This window comes from Pedobacter alluvionis (assembly GCF_003664035.1).
GTDB classification, from domain to species: domain Bacteria; phylum Bacteroidota; class Bacteroidia; order Sphingobacteriales; family Sphingobacteriaceae; genus Pedobacter; species Pedobacter alluvionis.
Map to the genome: position 1 here is coordinate 216,282 of NZ_RCCK01000011.1, position 20,382 is coordinate 236,663.

At 37.2% G+C, this 20,382-nt stretch carries 18 protein-coding genes; 5 read left to right on the plus strand and 13 right to left on the minus strand.

Annotated features, from left to right (window positions below; genetic code table 11):
- Positions 1-215 precede the first annotated feature (215 nt).
- The 9 genes from BCL90_RS08695 to BCL90_RS08735 all read right to left on the minus strand — a co-directional run bounded on the left by BCL90_RS08695 (position 216) and on the right by BCL90_RS08735 (position 12,221).
- Complete coding sequence (locus BCL90_RS08695; RefSeq protein WP_208529796.1) at positions 216-1,217, minus strand: cytochrome c; 1,002 nt, start codon at positions 1,215-1,217, stop codon at positions 216-218.
- A gap of 331 nt (positions 1,218-1,548) precedes the next feature.
- Positions 1,549-2,127 carry a redoxin domain-containing protein gene (locus tag BCL90_RS08700; protein WP_121283642.1) on the minus strand — a complete coding sequence of 193 codons (579 nt, stop codon included), beginning with the start codon at positions 2,125-2,127 and terminating at the stop codon, positions 1,549-1,551.
- Between the two features lie 59 nt (positions 2,128-2,186).
- The gene (locus tag BCL90_RS08705) at positions 2,187-3,905 is read right to left on the minus strand and encodes a SusD/RagB family nutrient-binding outer membrane lipoprotein (protein ID WP_121283643.1); all 1,719 of its coding nucleotides are present in this window, start codon (positions 3,903-3,905) and stop codon (positions 2,187-2,189) included.
- 26 nt (positions 3,906-3,931) lie between these two features.
- Entirely contained in the window at positions 3,932-7,246 is a 3,315-nt protein-coding gene (locus BCL90_RS08710) for a SusC/RagA family TonB-linked outer membrane protein (protein ID WP_208529795.1), read from the minus strand.
- Between the two features lie 350 nt (positions 7,247-7,596).
- On the minus strand, positions 7,597-8,790 hold the full coding sequence (gene lepB / locus BCL90_RS08715) for a signal peptidase I (RefSeq protein ID WP_121283644.1): 1,194 nt from the start codon (positions 8,788-8,790) through the stop codon (positions 7,597-7,599).
- Between the two features lie 132 nt (positions 8,791-8,922).
- On the minus strand, positions 8,923-9,657 hold the full coding sequence (gene dapB, locus BCL90_RS08720) for a 4-hydroxy-tetrahydrodipicolinate reductase (RefSeq protein ID WP_121283645.1): 735 nt from the start codon (positions 9,655-9,657) through the stop codon (positions 8,923-8,925).
- A gap of 119 nt (positions 9,658-9,776) precedes the next feature.
- Positions 9,777-10,502, minus strand: a complete 726-nt coding sequence (locus BCL90_RS08725) for a DUF5683 domain-containing protein (RefSeq protein ID WP_121283646.1) — start codon at positions 10,500-10,502, stop codon at positions 9,777-9,779.
- Complete coding sequence (locus BCL90_RS08730) at positions 10,502-11,410, minus strand: ParB/RepB/Spo0J family partition protein (RefSeq protein ID WP_121283647.1); 909 nt, start codon at positions 11,408-11,410, stop codon at positions 10,502-10,504. Before BCL90_RS08730 ends, BCL90_RS08725 begins: the two co-directional genes overlap by 1 nt.
- 7 nt (positions 11,411-11,417) lie before the next feature.
- Positions 11,418-12,221: a ParA family protein gene (locus BCL90_RS08735; protein ID WP_055912555.1), complete on the minus strand. Its 804-nt coding sequence runs from the start codon at positions 12,219-12,221 to the stop codon at positions 11,418-11,420.
- Between the two features lie 180 nt (positions 12,222-12,401).
- On the opposite strand from BCL90_RS08735, the gene BCL90_RS08740 reads away from it, so the two are divergent.
- The 3 genes from BCL90_RS08740 (at position 12,402) to BCL90_RS08745 (ending at position 15,634) form a co-directional block, all read left to right on the plus strand.
- On the plus strand, positions 12,402-12,923 hold the full coding sequence (locus BCL90_RS08740) for an NADPH-dependent FMN reductase (RefSeq protein WP_121283648.1): 522 nt from the start codon (positions 12,402-12,404) through the stop codon (positions 12,921-12,923).
- A 157-nt stretch (positions 12,924-13,080) separates the two neighbouring features.
- Positions 13,081-13,305 carry a hypothetical protein gene (locus tag BCL90_RS25405; RefSeq protein ID WP_134380477.1) on the plus strand — a complete coding sequence of 75 codons (225 nt, stop codon included), beginning with the start codon at positions 13,081-13,083 and terminating at the stop codon, positions 13,303-13,305.
- Between the two features lie 577 nt (positions 13,306-13,882).
- Positions 13,883-15,634, plus strand: coding sequence for a HAMP domain-containing sensor histidine kinase (locus BCL90_RS08745; RefSeq protein WP_121283649.1), 1,752 nt, complete (start codon positions 13,883-13,885; stop codon positions 15,632-15,634).
- A gap of 124 nt (positions 15,635-15,758) precedes the next feature.
- Here the strand turns inward: BCL90_RS08745 and BCL90_RS08750 are convergent, their stop codons facing one another.
- Together BCL90_RS08750 and BCL90_RS08755 are read right to left on the minus strand one after the other, a co-directional pair.
- On the minus strand, positions 15,759-16,235 hold the full coding sequence (locus BCL90_RS08750; protein ID WP_121283650.1) for an acyl-CoA thioesterase: 477 nt from the start codon (positions 16,233-16,235) through the stop codon (positions 15,759-15,761).
- Between the two features lie 454 nt (positions 16,236-16,689).
- Entirely contained in the window at positions 16,690-17,070 is a 381-nt protein-coding gene (locus BCL90_RS08755; protein ID WP_121283651.1) for an OsmC family protein, read from the minus strand.
- 239 nt (positions 17,071-17,309) lie between these two features.
- Between BCL90_RS08755 and BCL90_RS08760 the strand changes: the two genes are divergently transcribed.
- Together BCL90_RS08760 and BCL90_RS08765 are read left to right on the plus strand one after the other, a co-directional pair.
- A complete protein-coding gene (locus tag BCL90_RS08760) occupies positions 17,310-17,675 on the plus strand; it encodes a YtxH domain-containing protein (protein WP_121284568.1) in 366 nt (121 codons plus the stop codon).
- A 101-nt stretch (positions 17,676-17,776) separates the two neighbouring features.
- Entirely contained in the window at positions 17,777-18,526 is a 750-nt protein-coding gene (locus tag BCL90_RS08765; protein ID WP_121283652.1) for a YdcF family protein, read from the plus strand.
- Positions 18,527-18,599: 73 nt separating this feature from the next.
- Here the strand turns inward: BCL90_RS08765 and obgE are convergent, their stop codons facing one another.
- Both obgE and BCL90_RS08775 read right to left on the minus strand, forming a co-directional pair.
- A complete protein-coding gene (gene obgE, locus BCL90_RS08770) occupies positions 18,600-19,595 on the minus strand; it encodes a GTPase ObgE (protein WP_029277724.1) in 996 nt (331 codons plus the stop codon).
- 155 nt (positions 19,596-19,750) lie between these two features.
- A complete protein-coding gene (locus BCL90_RS08775) occupies positions 19,751-20,326 on the minus strand; it encodes an adenylate kinase (protein ID WP_121283653.1) in 576 nt (191 codons plus the stop codon).
- Positions 20,327-20,382 lie beyond the last annotated feature (56 nt).

Consider the following 20,382-nt stretch of genomic DNA (forward strand, 5'->3'; position numbering starts at 1 on the left):
TAAGATAATTTAAAGTACAATAGCATAAATAACTGATCATCATTTACAAGTATCAATTTGATCATGCTTTAAAGAGGCATTCCATACATTTTTACAGATAACAGAAATTTAACTAAAAAAACATATTTATGCTTAATAATAGATCAGAAGGCTAGTTTTATTTGTACTTGTCTTTTTTTGCAATAAAGCTATTGCCATTTGAAGTTTCCTTCTAATTATTTTTTTTGGCTTTCTAAAATATCAAGGCTTTTATTTTCATCACCTTCTTCATATTTTAGAAATATCAGTAACATAGTAAGCATTTCGTCTGTAGATTTCATGTCGTTTGCAGAAAATACCATTTTTGGAGGGTTATTGGGATTACTTGGATTATCCTTTGTATTATCATATGTACCTTCTATGGTAAGTACCGATCCTTTAGGAACTTTAATTAACTTATTAAATCGATATATTTCTTGCCATCTAAAATCCCAGGAAGGGATGGATATCAGTTTAATGGTATCACCAGCAGCCGTAACAGCATAAGATTTAAAGCTTTTACCTAACAAATGCATATGGGGCCATATATACAACAAAGACTGATCCTGAGGAGTTAAAATTTTAAGATTAAATTTTTTTACAGAATCGGCCTGGATCATAAAATAAGGGTCGATAGAACTTTCCCCAACTCCACCAGACCCTAAACTCACTACATTTACTACCCGCTTAATTGGCGTTTCTTTAAAAAAAAGATTTATACCTGATATATCTTCCTCATCTTTAGCAAGGGGGGCATAATGAACAGTTAGTAAAACAACTCCTCTCTTTGGCATAACCCAACCTAAATCGGCAGGATAAGACTCAAAGGAGGTGCCGGGTATCCAACCACCATAGTAGGTCATTTCTTTTTTAAACAGCAAATATTGATCGTAATTAATTCTAGAATCGTCGGTTAGATTTACAAAATCTGCAGCCTGATTAATATCTATATTATCAGCCACCGGATGTATAGCAAAGTTAGCATGGTGGATGATTTTCTTATTGGCAGAAACAAATTCCATTGCCGCAACATTTTTTGCAGCGGTCATTTCGAATGGAATTTTAAATACAATGAATCTTTCTTCATTATCTCCCTTAACAACAAATGCTTTTTTAACTTTCAATGTAATGTCAGGTTTTCTTGAGTATTGAGTTCCTGAGATAAGCTTGTTGGTTTCTGCTTCGCTATTTTTACTCACTCCTTCCGGAGCCTTATTATCTATCCAGCTTATAATGGTTTTCTTTTCGCTGTCAGTTAAAGACCGGTCATTCGCAAACAAACGGTAGTGATTATCGGGCTTCCAGGGAGGCATAAACCCTGAAGACACAACATCTCTTATAAATGAAGTTCTTTTGGCAACATCAGCATAGGTTAATAATGAAAATGGACCGGCCTCTCCCGGACGGTGACAAGGCGCGCATTTACTACGGATTATTGGCGCAATGTGCTCATGGTAAGCAACTTTTTGACTGTATGAATTTTTAAAATAACAGCAAAATAATAAGACAATAATAATTTTATTAAACATACTAAAGATCGTTGATAAGGCAGCCTACAGGAGCAGTTTCCATATATTTATAACTCGGTGTATTTATTTGGTTAAGGACATCATCTAAATAATGGTCTGTAATGACTTTTCTTTTCACACCAAGTTTTGCCTGCCAGTTGTCTATTAAGCCTTTATACCTCATGTTTCCCCTTTCATCTATCACAATTGCTTCCGGCGTAACTTTGGCCTTCAAAACTTTTGTTAATGTTTTATTCTTATCTAAATAAATATCAAAGACAGCTTTATAGTCATCAGCAAATTGCCTGATATCTGGTAGCGTATAACTTTTTCCGGGCACAACTCCAACAACATTAACCTGAGGATATTTTTTAGCTAGTTCATTTAATGTAAGCATGTAATTTTTGCAGAGAGGGCATTCTGGCGAGATAAATATAAATGCAGTATTCTTTTTTAATACAACCGCCTTTTTACCGTTTACATCAACAATACTGCTAGTATTAATTTGCTCCCAAAGCAATTTATTGGGTAAGGCAACCTGCCCAAAAGAATTTGTTTGAACACAAAAAATTATAAAAGCTAAGGTTATAAGTAATTTCATAATACAAAAAGAACTCCTAAATTACATTAGGAGTTCCGTTAATTTATATAAATAAATTTTTATTTTTTGTCCCACCAAACTCTTCCGGTGATATCGCTTGGTCCTTGACCGAAATCGGGATCAGCCTGCATCAATTTGTAAGCATCAACAATATTCTGATAGTTTAAATTGGTTGGTGCAGGGAATGGCAAACTTGCTCTTCTTGGAATAACCTGTTCTGTTCCACTAGCTATTATTTTCTCTAATTTGAGTACCGTAGTTGAATTAGGCATACCTGTTCTTTTATAAATAGCCCAAGCTTCATTAGGCTGTTTAAAGAAGTCTAAATAAGCTTGACCAATAATCTGATCTAATCCTTTAGCTGCGTCATATTTAATGTCAGCTTTAGCCATATAATTCGAAATTTCGGTAGCTGTTAGCGGAACATAGCTTAAATTGCCACCTCTATCCACGATTTTTGCCTTATTGGCCAGATCATCATAAAAAGATATTGAAGCTGCAACTCCTTTATTATACCAGTCTTCGGCCGATTCTGTTGTAACAGTTCTAGCAGCTAATTCTGCACGCATGAAACAAACATCAGCATATGTAATTAATGGAAACATATTTATTCCTGTACCTCCGTTTTCACCGGCAGCAAATAGCCTTGGCTGAAGCAAAGATAAAGAATCCATAGTTTGATTTACATTTTGACCGGTATTGCTTACTACCGAAATAGTGATGTTATTAAAGAAGTTTGCAAATGCCGGACTTGATGAAACATCAGGGCTTGAAGGAACACCATAAAATCTTCTGGTATCAAAAACAGCATTAGCAGGAATTTTATTTTGGGCTTTTGCTGCATCGAAATTTTCCTGGCTAAATAAGTTTTCCTGGTAAAAGAAACGGATCCGAGGATCTGAATTGGTGTACATAAAATCTACCACTTGTTTTGGAGCCCTTAAATTTGCCGCAGACCAATCGCCTCCATCAGCATAAGTTGCATTGGCCTTAAAAACCCAACTATCGGCTGCACTATTAATTAAACCACCCGGCGCGGCAAGGATTTCTAAAACTTTTGTTTTCATTTTAGCTGCATCTCTTTTCATTAATCTCATAGCCATACGTAAGCGTGTAGAGTTGGCTACTTTAATCCATTTGTCAACAGCACCCTGATAAAACAAATCATTTGTACCTAATGAAGTCTGTCCAACCGATTGTGGTGTACTTAGCACCGTTACCGAATTTTTAAGCTGGGCATCCAATAAATCGAATAAAGCTTGTTGTGTATCATACTTTGGAGTTTCTGTCCCCCCATATCTCACCATGTTGGCTTCAGTATATGGAATGCTACCAGTTACATCAGATACATAAAAAGCATAGTATGCTTTAACAATTCGTGCGATTTCTGTTTGGTATACTCTTTTAGCCTGTTCATCAGCTGGTAATTTTTTAATCAGCTGTTCCATATCCGCCAAGTTACCTCCTACTCTTGGATAAAAAGTGCCATATCTAACATTCCTTAAGTTTGCGGCATCGGATATAAAAGTAACACTATTTCCATTTAAAGGGGTCGTCATTTGCATCCACGGCATAATGGCCCTAAAATTATCATAGTACCACTCAAATCGATCAGCATTCATGTTCGCAATGGAGTTCATAAACTGCTGTTCTGGAGTAATCACATCCAGTTTTAATGGATCAGTGTTCAGTTCTACAAACTGATCTTTTTTACATGATGATATTGAAATCCCTACCAAAGCTACTAGCAAGAGGGCTATCTTATTTGTCGTTTTCATTCTTTAATTTCTTTAACTGTAAATTACTATAAGGCTGCTCTTACTGAGAAAGCAAATGTACGTACATACGGCATACCACCATATTCGGCGAAAGAACCGGCACTATTACTAAATAAACCTTCAGGATTTAAATGGTCAGGCAGGCTATTATAGATATAGAATAAGTTCCTTGCCGTTACGCCAAGATTAACCTGTTTGAAATTAATTTTATCGGTAATTCTTTTTGGCACAGTATAACCTAACGAAACTTCTCTTAGCGCAACCCAGCTATTTTCGAAAGTGGAGTATTCCCTGATACCAGTAGACCATTGGGTTAGTCTGGCATAATAAATCCTCGCACTAACCGGTTGTACTAATCCTTTATCTACCGCCTGTTGGAATGTTAAACCACCAACGTTAACATTATTTAATAGAGTTCCTTTAGCAAAAACCCCTTCTGGAATAACACCATCATTGGCAATAACATTGCCTTGAGCATCTTTTCTTGGTAATCCACCAAAATCAGCAGAACGGCCAAACAAAGTACTTTCGAATGCACCAAAATTGGTTCCATATTGATGAGTACCCGAAGCCAATAAACCACCCACTTTAGCATCGATCTGGAAACCCAAATTAAAATTCTTATAACGGATGTTGTTAATAGAACTTGCATTAAATTTCTCCATCATACTACCTAAGTTTTTATTACCCTGCCCCGCATCGCTACTTCTGAAATAACTACCATTGGCTTTTAACAATTTTTGACCATTGTTAGGATCATCGATGTTATTGCCCTGTGCATCTGTGGCTTGATAAGTAGCATAACCGTAACCAGTGTAAATGCTACCATACTCTTGACCAGCAACTGCAACAGAGGTCATATCAGCACCAAAAGCATAACCTAAAGTGTATGAATCTACGCCAGGTGCAAGTGAAATAATTTTATTTTTATTTCTTGCAAAATTGATGGTAGAAGTCCACTCAAACTCCTTAGTTCTGATCGGCACACCCGTTAATAAAATTTCGATACCCTTATTTTGGATATTACCTGCGTTAAATAATTTCTTTTGAACACCTGATTCAATAGGTAATGCTAAAGACAAAATTTGATTTGTTGTATTCTTTTTATAGAATGAAAAATCAACGCCTAAACGATCATTAAAAAACCTCAATTCAGTACCCAATTCAAATTCTTTTGTTAATTCATTTTTTAGGTCCTGATTTCCCAAAGTATAATCTGGGTAACCATATCTAGGCATCTGTTTTCCAGTCTCATCAGTGTAAGTACCCAAAAACTGATATTTACCTGCACTGGTTGTAAATGGCGATGTTCCCATACCTGTATAACCAAAATTGGCCCTTAATTTACCATAAGAAAGGAAATCAAAAGCAGGTTTATTCTTTAATGATTCAGAGAATACATAGGCTAAACCCACTGAAGGATAAGTATAACTGTAGTCACCATGGCCGTCAGGATAAGTTAATGTAGATGACCAATCGTTTCTTGCGCTGAAGTTTAAGGTAAGCATATTTTTATAGGTCAGATCGCCATAAGCATATACTGCATCCGTTCTTTGGCTACCATCTGTGCTATTTTCTACAATCGTATTATTTACAGAATTACCCAAAAAGAATTTTCCAGGATCCTTTAAACCGCCGTCGGTTCTCGTTTTAGTATACTTATTTCCAAAGTCTCTGGCTGTTTCAGCGCCGATACTCATGTTGAAATCAAAATCCTGACCAAATTTCTTATTACCGTTTAATAAGAACTGTAGTCTACTACTTTTTTGATTTGATTGACTTAGTGCATATTCACCACCAGTAAAACCAACACCGTTACCTATATTTTTTGTTTCCCCATTTGTGTTAACCTGGTTTAAAGTTCCTCTCACTAATGCATTTAACCATGGTGTAATATTAGCTTTAACATCTACATTTCCCCTGAAAACGTTTTCGCGTTGCCTAACATTTTTTTCGTAGATGCCAAACCATAAACCAGATAAGCCATAAGGATCATCATTACCAGATAATTGTCCACCTCTAACCGGATCTAGATAATGATCTTTCCAATAATTGGTATCATAACTTCTTGGAGTACCATATACAAGTGCGAACAAAGGATTGTCATTATTCGACTGACTTACTGGGTTATAACTATTGCTGATTGTATAGTTAACACCAGCGTTAATTTCGAAGATTTTACCAAATTTACGTGATCCCCTAAAATCGATTGCATCACGATCAAATTTATTGTTTGGAAGAATACCCGTGCTATATAACTTTGAATAAGACAACCTGAATGTTCCATTTTCATCTCCACCCTGAAACGCCAAATTTGAATTGCTATAGTTACCTAATTTATAAGCATCCAACAGGTTATTAGGCTGAGCATTCCAATTGATCATTCTGCCATCAATATCCTTCACCAGGCTACCATCAAACCGAGGTCCAAAGCTCCAAAAATAATTAGGTCCATCTACTGCAGGAGTACCTGATGCATCTTTTGTAAAAGTTGGATTAATACCTGCACCAAATTCGTTCTGTAAATCCATTGTTCTGTAAGCTTGTTCAATGGTTTGAGTATGTGAGAATGAAATACCTAAACCTTGGCCGCCTTTACCTTTCTTAGAGGTAATTAAAAGCACTCCATTTTGAGCCCTTGAGCCATATAGTGAGCTTGCTGCTGCACCTTTCAAAACAGTGATACTTTCATAATCATCAGCATTAAGGTTTTTCATAATATTACCAAAATCCTGAGGTGCGTTTCCATAAGAATCTGCACCCGTAACACCTGGCTGAATAAGAACTCCATCAATAACAACCAATGGCTGTGTATTTGGACTTAAAGAGGAGTTACCCCTGATTCTGATCCTTGAAGAAGATTGAGGGCCACCAGAGCCCTGATTAATCATCACACCAGCAACCTTACCTTGCAAAGCATTTACAATATTCTGCTCGTTAGCCCTTACCAGATCTTCACCTTTCACTTCCTGGATTGAATAACTTAACTTTCTGGTTTGTTGTTTTACGCCAAAACCTGTTGTTACTGTAACCTCCTCAAGTGATTTTGAATCTTCTTTTAATGAAATATTAAAATTTTTGTTACTACCAACCAGTATTTCTTGGCGTAAGAAACCTACAGCAGAGAAAACAAGTGTTTCATTACTCGAAGCGCTGATGCTAAATTTACCGTTTCCATCAGTTTGTGTGGCTTTTTGAGTACCCTTTACAGAAACGTTCGCCCCTGGCAGTGGCCCAGACGAATCCTTCACGGTTCCCGTAATAATAGTTTGTGCATGAGCTGCAATTGCAAGAAACGTAAGCAAAAGCACACTCAAACATTTAAAGTACATTTTCTTCATGTTTAAAAGATTAGTTAAATAAAATTGTTTGGGTTTGTTGGTTTTTTGAATTTGAACGATTTAATATGATATAATAAAATTGGATAGCATAAATAATTTTCGATTTTCATGATAAATCGATTTAAAACGCAATAAGATCATTAAAGTGATTTCCGCTTGATGGTATTCCTATAATACCAGATGGTTATATTGGATAATGGGATTCATAAATTATTGGTGTTTGATTAGTTATAACAAACTTAATAAAAAAACATAAAACGGCGTTATTCTTTTTAATTTTTTTAAAAAGATAATTTTAGCAAAAAAAAAGCCTGCATAAAGCAAGCTTTTTCTAAAAAAATTATATTTTATTAATGAATTCCCATAAACAACCTGCTCCATCTTATTTTATGTAGGAAAGATGCAGTACTATCCCAGCTCATCCAAACAAATAAGGCCTTACCAACAATATGATCTTCGGGTACAAAACCCCAATAACGCGAATCGGCCGAATTGTGGCGGTTATCGCCCATCATCCAATAGTAATCCATTTTAAAAGTATAGGTAGTGGCAACCTTATCGTTAATATACCAAACACCTGCCTTTTGCTCTACTTTGTTTCCTTCGTAAGTTCTGATTGCCCTATAATACAGAGGCATGGTATTGCTGTCGATTTTCACGGTCCATCCTTTTGAAGGGATTTTAACAGGACCAAAGTTATCCCTGTTCCAAACCCTGTTTGGATCGTTTGGAAAAACGCCACCCGGAACGGCTCCGGCAGGATCGGGACTTAAGGTCACTGATTTCACAAAATCAAAAGCTTTCAGTTTTTCCACAATTTCTGGTGAAGCATCTAAAATGTATGTCTTATCTGCAATAGCAGGTGCACCACCTAAATTTAAGTTAAATTCATCAAGCGCTGCATAATTAAAGTCCATGGTTTTAAACTCGATGCGATAAGGCATCATACCTGTGTTCTTTAAAGGCTCATTTTTGCCATTTACATTGGCAACACCATTGCTCATCGAAATTACATCGCCCGGAATACCAATACACCTCTTAATAAAATTCTCGCGTTTATCTACCGGACGATCTACTATTGTGTAGGTGCTCCTCACCTGTTCGCGGCCCATACTACGCACCAAAGCGTAATAACTTTCTGCCTGGTTTTCTACTGCAACCGTATCTCCTTCAGGAAAGTTAAATACCACTACATCGTTTCTTTTAATTTTAGATAAACCTGGCAAACGGTGATATTTCCACTGCACACCATCCCAATAAGCTTTGGTGGAAGTGGTTAAAGGCATCGTATGATGCGCGAAAGGAAAAGCAACCGGGGTCATCGGGATGCGAGCACCGTAATTCACTTTACTCACAAAAAGGAAATCGCCGATAAGCAAAGATCTCTCCATCGAACCGGACGGAATGGTATAAGCCTCTATAAAAAATACGCGGATGATGGTTGCAGCCACTACTGCAAAAACAATTGCATCAACCCACTCGCGGGTTTTAGTTTTTTTCTTCTTTGGGGCATCTTTTTTTCGTTGCCAGAATTTATAATTCATATATCTTATTTTTGGTTTCGCGATTTATTTAATCGGCTACCTGTTATCTGTAATCCTTTGGTGTGATTTCACAGATTGAGTGATTTCACAGACTATATTATGCTTTGGTCTTTCAGCTTTACGCTTTCAACTTTATTCAAAAATATCAGTAATATTAAAAAATCCTTTTTTATCTTTCAGCCACTCTGCTGCTACCACAGCACCTAAAGCAAAACCAGCCCTATTATGCGCAGTGTGTTTAATTTCTATTTCATCCACTTCGCTACTGTAAATTACAGTATGTGTACCAGGAATATTTTCTATCCTGTGCGATTCTATCAACAATTGTTCTGCTTTGGGAAACAATTCTACGTCAGTTCCTACCACTTCGTTTAACCACTCTTGTTTTCTTTCCAGGTTATCTACAATCCCTTCTGCAAGCGTAATGGCTGTACCACTTGGCGCATCCAGTTTTTGGGTATGGTGTATTTCTTCAACCTGAACTTCGTAGGCAGGATAGTTATTCATCAGCTTTGCCAAAGTTTGATTAAGCTTAAAGAATAAGTTTACGCCAATACTAAAGTTAGACCCGTAGAGCAATGTATTGTTACTATTGCTGCAATCGTTTTTTACTTCCTGGAGTTTGCCATACCAGCCGGTTGTACCCACAACTATTGGTACATTGGCATCAAAACAGGCGTCAATATTTTTTAAAACCGAATCAGGCGTACTAAAATCTATAGCCACATCAGCTGATTTTAAATTTTGTCTGGTTAAATCTTCCTGGTTATCGATCGTTATTTTTAAAACAATTTCGTGGCCACGTTCCACCGCAAATTTTTCGATAATCTGCCCCATTTTACCATATCCCAAAAGCGCAATTTTCATCTTTATGTTATTTTCAGTTTCTGTTCTTATTTTTTATCCTTATCCCTAACAGCTAATTGCCACATCATCACAATTTCAAATGTAATATCCTTTTATTGATTTTCACGATGGTTTCGGCTTTAAAATGTTAACGATAATTTTAGTGCAGGCGTTGCATTTAAACCATATACCGAATTGGTATTAATCATCGATGGCATTACCTTAAAAGAAAGGTTATCGTCAATATTGAAGAAATGCAAACGGGCTGCAACATAGGCATCTACTATATTGGCAAAATAAACCAAACCGTAAGAGAACAAGACAATCTGTTTATTCCTCCTATACGTATCTTTACGCTGGGTGATGCCTGTTGTAGAATAACGGCTACCAAAAGGACCGTTAGGATCAGGCTGACCGTTATTCGCGTCGCGATATTGTAATTCTGTTAGCGATAAATCATATTGTTTGCTACTTTCGATGTACGACATGGTAAGCACGGTTATCCCACCATAAATAGCCGCAATTTTGCCGCCGGTATACAGCTTTTGAAAAAACTGACTTTTTCCTGCTCTTGTACCATAACCATCGTTTAGCAATTGCATATTATACAATTGCCCCCAACCTGGTATAATCATCGATCTGAAAACAGCTTTTCTACCGGCAACTTTACCCGGATTAACATACTTGGCTTTCATCGAATCCTTTCTCGTCATCGGTTTTTTAGCCGCAGTATCTAAAGACTTAGATAATTTAATTTTCGAGGTATCTGCAGGTTTTAACAACGTATCCTTAACCTGTGCCGAGGCTAAGTTTACAAGGAAAAATGTAAATGCAGCAACCAGTATGAAAAGTTTAGTCTTTTGCATTACCAGTCTAATAACTCTAGAATTCGGTTTAAGTCATCATCGCTCATAAAAGGAATTTCTATCGCTCCTTTACCATTCTGAGTTACTTTTAACTTTACTCGGGTAGCAAATTTAGAAGCGAGATCGTCCTGTAATTTTTGATATTGAAAAGAAACAGCTTTTTCTTTCGATTTTTCGCCGGCTTTTAAAGGTATGTGCTGCAGATTACGTACAAGCTCTTCTACTTTACGTACGGATAAGCCTTTTTCTAAAATTTCCTGGTGAATAAACAACTGTTTGTCCACACCATCAACATTAATTAAGGCCCTTGCATGCCCCATGCTAATTTTCTGATCGCGGATGGAAGCCTGAATAGCAGGAGGAAGTTTTAACAAACGCAGGTAATTAGTCACCGTGGTACGGTTTTTACCTACACGTTCGCCTAATTGTTCTTGTTTTAACCCCACCTCATCTATCATCCGTTGAAAACTTAATGCTACTTCAATGGCATTTAAATTTTCGCGCTGAATATTTTCGATCAGGGCCATTTCCAACATCTGTTGATCGTTGGCACTGCGGATGTAAGCAGGAATCTGTGTTAAACCAGCTAGTTTTGACGCCCTGAACCTACGCTCACCTGAAATGAGCTGGTATTTGTTTGCGCCAAGTTTTCTAACCGTAATGGGTTGTATTAAACCCTGTATCTTGATCGAATCGGCAAGCTCATTTAATGCTACCTGGTCAAATTCGGTACGGGGCTGGTATGGATTGGTTTCAACTTCAGTTAAACTTACATGACTGATATTACCAATCTGCTCGGTTTCGCTCACAGCATTTACCTGCTGTTTCGGCGGATGAGCAGATTCGCTATCATCTAAAAGCGCACTTAACCCTCTTCCTAAACCTGTTTTTCGCTGAAAAGATGTCATCTATAATTTATAAAGTTGCTGTTCCTATGTTTTCTTCTTCCTTTAAAAGACCGTTTTTCTTCACAATTTCGCGGGCAAGGTTAAGGTAGTTAATGGCACCTTTGCAATTTGCATCGTGCATAATGACCGAAACGCCATAACTAGGTGCTTCACTTAAACGTGTATTGCGCTGAATAATGGTATCGAAAACCAATTCATGAAAATGCGTTCTCACCTCTTCTACCACCTGGTTCGATAAACGCAAACGCACATCGTACATGGTTAATAAAATACCCTCAATCTCCAGATCAGGGTTTAAACGGTTCTGAACGATTTTTATGGTATTTAGTAATTTCCCCAATCCTTCTAACGCAAAATACTCGCACTGAACAGGAATAATAACCGAATCAGCTGCTGTTAAAGCATTGATGGTAATTAAACCTAAGGATGGAGAACAATCGATGATAATGAAATCATACTGATCTTTGATTTTCTCCAAAACCGCTTTCATTTTATACTCGCGGTTGTTGAGGTTAATCATCTCGATTTCCGCACCAACCAGATCAATGTGGGCAGGCAGTAAATCTAAATTTGGTGTATCTGTTTTTTGGATGGCCTGTAACGGGTCAATATCATTAATGATACACTCATAAATACTGTCTTTAATATTCCGGGGATCGAAACCGATACCTGAAGTTGAATTTGCCTGAGGATCAGCATCTACCAGTAAAGTTTTATATTCTAGTACGGCTAAACTCGCAGCCAGGTTTATAGATGAAGTTGTTTTACCAACGCCACCTTTTTGATTTGCTAATGCAATAATTTTGCTCATCTATGTATCCGAAATTTACTTAACGTTTATTTGGGCTGTGTTATTTATGCGTTTTAATTGGCAAAAAGTTCTATTTTTGCGTTGTTTACGGCCTTTTTCACAATCAGCTAAGATACAAACTATATGGCAATTTTAGCAAGAAGCTTGTTTGGGTTTTACACATCTTATTAACAATTATCCATGATCACAATTATAGCCGCTACCAACAGGCCCAATAGCAATACGCTAAAAGTTGCCAAATATTACCAGAAGCAACTAAAAGAAAAAGGTGCCGATGCCAATCTGTTCAGCCTGGAGCACTTGCCTATAGATGTTTTGAACACGGATATGTATGGCAAACGATCGGAAGCTTTTCAGGAAATCCAGAACATGATTTACCAAACCGAAAAGTTTTTGTTCATCATGCCAGAGTATAATGGCAGTTACCCGGGAGTATTAAAAGTATTAATAGATGCCTCTAATTTCCCTGATAGTTTTTACGATAAAAAAGCAGCATTAGTGGGCATTTCATCGGGCAAATATGGCAATATACGTGGTGTAGATCATTTTACAGGCGTTTGCCACTATATTAACCTGCATGTTTTACCCTTACGTTTACACATTCCGAATATAAAAACCGAATTAGATACAGAAGGCAACTTAAGCCAACCAGATACGATTAAGTTTACCAACGAGCAGATAGAGAAGTTTATCAAATTCTAGTCTTTATTCATTTTTATGCGCCTTGCAGCCTTAAATCTTATTACCAGCCGTGCCACCTAAACCTGATGGAAGCGGCACGCAGTAAAGCGGACAGCGGGAACTACACCAACCTAAATGCTTCCAAACCTGCTTTCCTAAAAAACAAAATTCAGATCTAATGTTTTTTTGCTTTTGGAAAGCCAAACCTGTGTTTCATAGGAACATTTCTCCCTGCTCTTCGCTTTACTCCGTTGCACTCCGTGTTCGCTACGATCAGGTTTATAAACAAAGAACAGTGCTGGAAGACCCAAAGAATAATGTAATGGCGCATTATTTCAGCACCATGCAACTCCAAATATTATTACTCGCCATACCACCTAAACCCGATGAAAGCGGCACGTAGTAAAGCGGACAGCGGGAACTACACCAACCTAAATGCTACTTAACCTGCTTTCCAAAAAACAATAGTTTAATCTTCTTTCGGAAAGCCCAGCCTGCATTTTCATAGGAGTGTCAGTCCTGCTCCGTTTGTAGTGTCGGCGTGAAGCCGCCAGCTACCACTTTAATCAGGTTTAGGAACAAAAAACAGTACTTTGAACTTTCAAAAGTAAAATTTCATTTTGATAAAAACCCTTCCAAAATGAAAAGGTTTTTTTGCTTTAAACAACCACAAAAACGCCCTATAAACCTAAAATACAACAACTTAAACAACAAGACAATATACTGGCATAGCTATTGACTACAGGCTAAACAGATGCTATTTATTTAACATTTGTTATATAACTTAGTTAATCAGGAAACAGATTTAATTATAACCTATTTTTACACAAAAAAGAGTGAAATTGCCTTACGTTAATAGCGAAAATTTCTTAGCCCTTTGCGGTTAACTACAACACAATGAAACCATCAATGATTTGCAAAATTTCACAATAAATAAGTAAATCATGATAGCTTGATCACCATTTAAAAAATAAAAACAGATGAAAATAAAAACCAAGCTTCGCCTCGGATTCGGGTTTCTCTTTATAATCGTTTTATCATTCGGATTAATTGCGCTCTTTTTCTTAAACGAGCTTTCCAATAAATCGAAGGTAATTCTTAAAGACAACTATAAATCGTTGAAATATGTTGCCGCTATGCGGAATGTAATCGATCAGAACCGACTTCCATTAAGCAGCACTCAACTGGCTGTATTTAAGGAAAACTTGCAAAACGAAGGATTAAACATTACCGAACATGGCGAAAAAGTGGCTTTCCAGAAATTAGAAGCGGCTTTTAACTTATTAACCAGTCCGCAATCGTTAACCATCAAAGAAAATAGCATTAAAAATTTACGCGTTGCACTACAAAATATTGAACAGGTAAATTTGAAGGCCATTTACGATAAAAATGAGTTGGCTAACGAAACCGCATCAAGGGCAAACCTCTATATTATGATCGCCGCGACGCTGAGTTTTATCATCCTCTTTACATTTATTGTCAATTTCCCGGGTTTTGTAGCCAATCCACTTGCCGAGTTTAGTGCAGCAATTAAGCAAATCAGTCGTAAAAATTATAAACAGCGTTTGCATTTCGAAAACGAAGATGAATTTACAGAACTGGCAAACTCCTTTAACGGAATGGTGGTTAAATTAAATGAATGGGAAAACAGTAACTTATCTAAAATCAAATCCGAAAAGTCGCGCATCGAAGCCATTATTGCACAAATGCAGGATGCCATTATCGGCTTAAATGAGAAGGGTGAAGTGCTTTTTTTAAACCATCTGGCCGCAAAACTGATGAGTCTGGATGAAGACAAGGTTATTGGTCAAAATGTAGCCGAACTGATACAAAAAAATGAGTTGCTTAAACGGATTATTAAACCTGAGACCAACGATAATACCTTAAAAATTTATACTGATGATAAAGAATCTTATTTCCTGCTGGAAAATCGCGAAATCATCATCCCAAATTATGAAGAGCAAGACAATAGCACATTAATTGCTTCATCTAAATCTGCAGGAAGCGTTTACACCTTAAAAAATATTACGCAGTTTAAAGAGCTTGATGAAGCCAAGACAAATTTTATTGCAACCGTTTCGCATGAGCTGAAAACACCGCTTTCATCGATTAAAATGAGTTTGAAATTGCTCAACGATGAGCGCGTGGGCATGATGAACGAAGAGCAGCACGAGTTACTTAACCACATTAAAGAGGATAGCGACAGATTGTTAAAAATTACCAGCGAACTGCTGGACCTCTCGCAGGTAGAAACAGGTAATTTAAAACTCACATTTGCCGTAACCAAACCTGAAGAAATTGTGAGTTATGCTATTGATGCTGTTAAATTCCAGGCTGAACAGAAATTGATTCAACTGGTGCTTAACTGCGACCAAAACTTACCAAATGTAAATGCCGATATTCAGAAAACGGCCTGGGTAATGGTTAACTTTTTATCTAATGCATTGCGATACAGTTCAGAAAAATCGAAGGTAATTATTGATGTGTTTCAAAAAGACAATTTTATTGAATTCTCTGTCCGTGATTTTGGAAAAGGCATTGACGAAAAATACCAAAAAAGACTATTCGACAGGTATTTCCAGGTACCAACAGATGGTCAGAATAAATCGGGTTCCGGATTGGGGCTTGCCATTTCTAAAGATTTTATCGAAGCCGAAAACGGAAAAATATGGGTGATAAGTGCCATTGGTGAGGGCAGCAAGTTTTGTTTTAGTTTACCGGTTGTAGAGTAGATTCTGTTCTTTTTAACCGCAAAGGGCGCTAAGTTTACGCAAAGTGTCGCAGAGGCAAAATGGAAGAAATAAGATAAAAAATGGATAGTGGAAAACGGCATCGCTGAACGCAACACGCCCTGCGCTACACAATATACGGCTCCATTTCCTTATCAATACTTTTACGCAATTCCATTAATTTAATGGCATAACCATGCATGGCAATTTCTTTCTCGGTTTTGGGTTTAAAAGCCGGAATTGCCTTCGGCTGCCCATTGTCATCTACTGCAACAAAAACAATAATACAGTGGGTATTCTTCACAAAATCGGTTTGACCTACTGGTTTAGAAAAAGCATCAACGGCAATATGCATACTGGTTTTACCGGTATAAATAATGCGTGCCTCCATTTTAACCAAATGCCCGATATGAACCGGGTGAAAAAACCTGATTCCGCCAACATAAACCGTTACACAATAGGTTTGGCTCCACTGCAAGGCACAGGCAAAAGCAGCCTGATCAATCCACTTCATCATCATCCCACCATGCACTTTACCTCCATAGTTAACATCAGAGGGTTCGCTTAAAAATTGAAGTTCGATGTGGTTTTTGGTTCTGGCCATGGTAATAATGCTGTTAAATTTGCTTTTTTAATGTATTTGCTAAGATATTATAAAATAAGATATTTTTCTGCGGTCAGCTGTTATGATCTGTTAAGGTGACCCGGCACAATAAACTGCAAAATACAAAAAATAGTCCCGCAGATTAAGATGATTACCGCAAATTGATTGTTTTTTGGTTATCAGTAAAATCTACGTGTAATAATCCTACTGGCAGCCACCATCCTGAAGGTCGGAATCCTTAAGTGTCAGTTGGTAACAGCTGACACCACAGCCGCCTCCTCACGTAACTCTTTCTTATAATCTTCGGCCATGGCTTCATCCATCTAAAAAAAATGGGCACAATTGGAACATTTTATTTCGGTAGGCATACATTATTTACCGCAGCGAGCACTGTGGATTACAAAGGTATTAAAGCTTTTTATGAATGTGTAAAGGAGTTTTGCACCATCGTACCTTAAAGCACTTTCGATCTGATTTCATGACCAGCGGCAAGGATTTTACTGACGGGGCATTTTGTTGCAATTTCTTCCAGTCTGATTTTCTGTTCTTCGTTAAGCACACCGGTACAGGTAATTTCTTCCAGAAATATCGTTTCGCCGTTTTCGGTATCAATGTTTACTTCCACCTCGATTTTATCAATTGGCCATTCTTTTCTATCGGCATACATCCTTAAGGTGATGGCTACACACGAAGCTAAAGAGGCCATTAATAATCCTTTCGGGGCAAAACCTTTGTGTGTTCCTCCTAACTCTAAAGGTTCGTCTACTATAATATCATGAGAACCATTGGTTACCGAACAGGCATAATGTTCTTGATTTATTGTTGCTTTTACCATGTAAATTGATTTTAGTATTTCAAATATTGTGCTTTAACTTTAAACTTAAGTAAAAGTCTGGTCTTTTTTTTAACAGATGTTGGAATTTACAGCAGGGGCAATCCCGTCATTCGCAATAATTCTTAATTTCAATCAGGAGTTACTCCTTGTTGTTGTATGTTAAGAAAGATGCTAATTCCAATTCAAAAAACATGAAACATTATAACGTGCTAATTGTTGCTTTTAAAAAACACTACTATATGAAATACAGAAAGTTAATCGGAAAATATTTAAAGCACGAAACGGATAACAGTGCAAAAATAGCCCTTGCCTTAGTGGCTGGTTTAGCAGCTGGCGCAGTAATTAGTATTTTATTTGCTCCGGATAGCGGTGCAGGCACGCGTGGAAAAATTGTTGGCGGGGCCAAAAACCTGCGTTATGGCTTCCAAGACAAATATAACCTGTTAAAAGAGAAAGTTTTTGGTGTAGAAGCCATTGAAGAAGACATTGTTGAGCATGAAGTGCCTCATTTTAAGCACACTGTTGCTAAAAAACGTAAATCAGATGTGAAAGAGATTCTGGAAAATGCCCATGAAAATGGTCAGGTAGAGGAAGGACAAGGATAACAATATAAAGAGATCAATGTATCATTTGCATGGATTAATTAATCCATGCAATCCTTTTTACCTATAAACAATTTCTTAGTTTTACGGGATAATATCTCCATATGATTTTTATCCTCTCGAAGATTCTGCTTTTCCTCATTAAACCGATAGTTTGGATTTTTGTGCTTTTGATTTTTGCAGTTGCATCTAAGCAACCTAAACAAAGGAAAAGGTATTTATTATATACCTTGATTATCTTTTTCTTTTTCTCCAATGGTTTTATTGCTGGCAAAATAGTAAACGCTTACGTATCAGGCGACTATCCAAAATCCCAAAAATACGATGTTGGCATCGTACTGGGAGGTTTCTCGGGTTTAAATAAGCGAAATAATGAAATTGCTTTTAATGGGGCAGGAGATAGATTGTTCCAGGCAATTGCACTTTATAAAAAAGGATATATTAAGCAGATATTAATTAGTGGCGGAAACGCCAATATAATAGACTCACAAGTAAAAGAAGCTGATTTAGCCTTTAAATACTTAAAACTGATCGGCATTCCCGATACTGCAATCCTGATTGAAAAGCGAAGCAGAAATACCGTCGAAAATGCCAGGTACAGCATGGCGCTCATTACTAAAAACAACCCAAATGCTAAAATTCTGGTAATTACCAGTGCATGGCACATCCCAAGGGCAAAACTAATTTTTGATAAACAAGCCAAGCGTAATATTGAATATTATCCGACCAATTTTATGGGAAATACCGAATTTGAATTGGACAATTTAATTATTCCAAACGCTACTGCTTTAACAACATGGGAGTTGTTATTTAAAGAATGGATTGGATTAGCGGTAGACAGTTTTAGAGCCTAGTTTTGTTAATAGTAAAGTCATTAGTCAGCAGTAGAAATTAATGAACAACTGACCATTGAACTAATGAACTGCCTTATCCTTCAATCGCTTTCCAAAGCATATCTTTCAGCTCTAAAATATTCTTTTCAGCTACTGATGAGATAAATATCGATGGGATATTTGGCAAATCCTGTTTCATTTCTTCCATCAGTTCTTCATCTAACATATCCGATTTGGTAATGGCTAAAACGTGTGGCTTTTGCATTAATTCAGGATTGTAAGACTCCAGCTCACTTTTAAGGATTTCATATTCTTCTTTGATAGAACGGCTTGTATCAGCCGGAACCATGAACAACAGCACCGAATTTCGTTCTATATGACGCAGGAAACGGTATCCTAAACCTTTACCCTTTGATGCACCTTCGATAATTCCAGGAATATCGGCCATTACAAAAGATTTTCCACCTCTGTAACTTACAATACCTAAATTAGGAACAATGGTAGTAAAAGGATAATCGGCTATTTCTGGCTTAGCCGCCGAAACCACAGAAAGTAAAGTTGATTTTCCTGCATTTGGAAAACCAACCAGGCCAACATCGGCTAAAACTTTTAATTCTAAAATGTTCCAAACCTCCTGTCCCTGCTCACCTGGTTGTGCAAAACGTGGTGTTTGCTGAACAGAATTTTTAAAATGCGCATTACCCAAACCTCCACGGCCACCAGCTGTTAAAATCTTAGTTTCGCCATCTTTGGTTATTTCGAAAAGGATTTCTCCGGTTTCAGCATCTTTGGCAATGGTACCAAGCGGAACCTCTAAGATTTCATCCTTACCTTGTTTACCGAATTTATGGGAACTACCACCAGCACCACCATCTTCTGCGATGATATGCTTACGGTATTTAAGATGCAACAATGTCCAGATATGAATACTGCCTTTAACGATAATGTGGCCGCCACGACCGCCATCACCACCGTCAGGGCCACCCATTGACGTTAAAATATCACGATGTAAATGTGCCGAACCTGCCCCACCTTTACCAGAACGGCAACAAATTTTTACATAATCTACGAAATTCGAACCCTGTGACATATTTTAATATTGAAATGTTTTATTATTGAAACGTTGAAATGACAACGTCTTTAAAATTAAAGAGTTATAACGTTTTAACATTATAACTCCTTTTATGTTTTGAATAACGGATCGGGAATTAATTAACGCCTTTCCTTTATACTGCTATCTGAACTTTATACTTTATACTGATCAATTACAGCGCAAAGATCATTATAAACTGTTTCTATTTCACCAATTCCATTTACTTTATTCAACTTTCCCTGCTCCTCGTAATAAGGCAATACATGGATCGTTTTGTCAAAGTATTCTGAAATTCGCTTTTTCAGTTTTTCAGCATCATCATCTGGACGACCACTGGTTTTATGACGCTCAGCAATACGTTTTGTTAACTCGTCCTGATCAACATCTAAAGCAATAACACCAGCAATTTTACTGCCTTTACGCTCTAAAAATAAATCAAGCTCAATTGCTTGCGGAACGGTACGCGGAAATCCATCAAACACAAATCCCTTAGCATCAGGATTTTTATCTACCTCTTCTTCAAGCATGGCAATTGTAATGGCATCAGGAACCAATTCTCCGTCAGCTAACAATTGACTCACTTTTTTTCCTAATTCGGTTTCTCCTTTAACGTGTGCTCTAAAAAGATCGCCTGTTGAAACGTGTACCAACTGATATTTTGCAATCAGTTTTTCAGATTGGGTGCCTTTACCCGCCCCTGGAGGGCCAAAGAGAACTAAATTAAGCATTCAAGTTGTTTAGGTTATCTTCAAAAATTAAAAAAGCCTTATTCCTATGGCTCAGT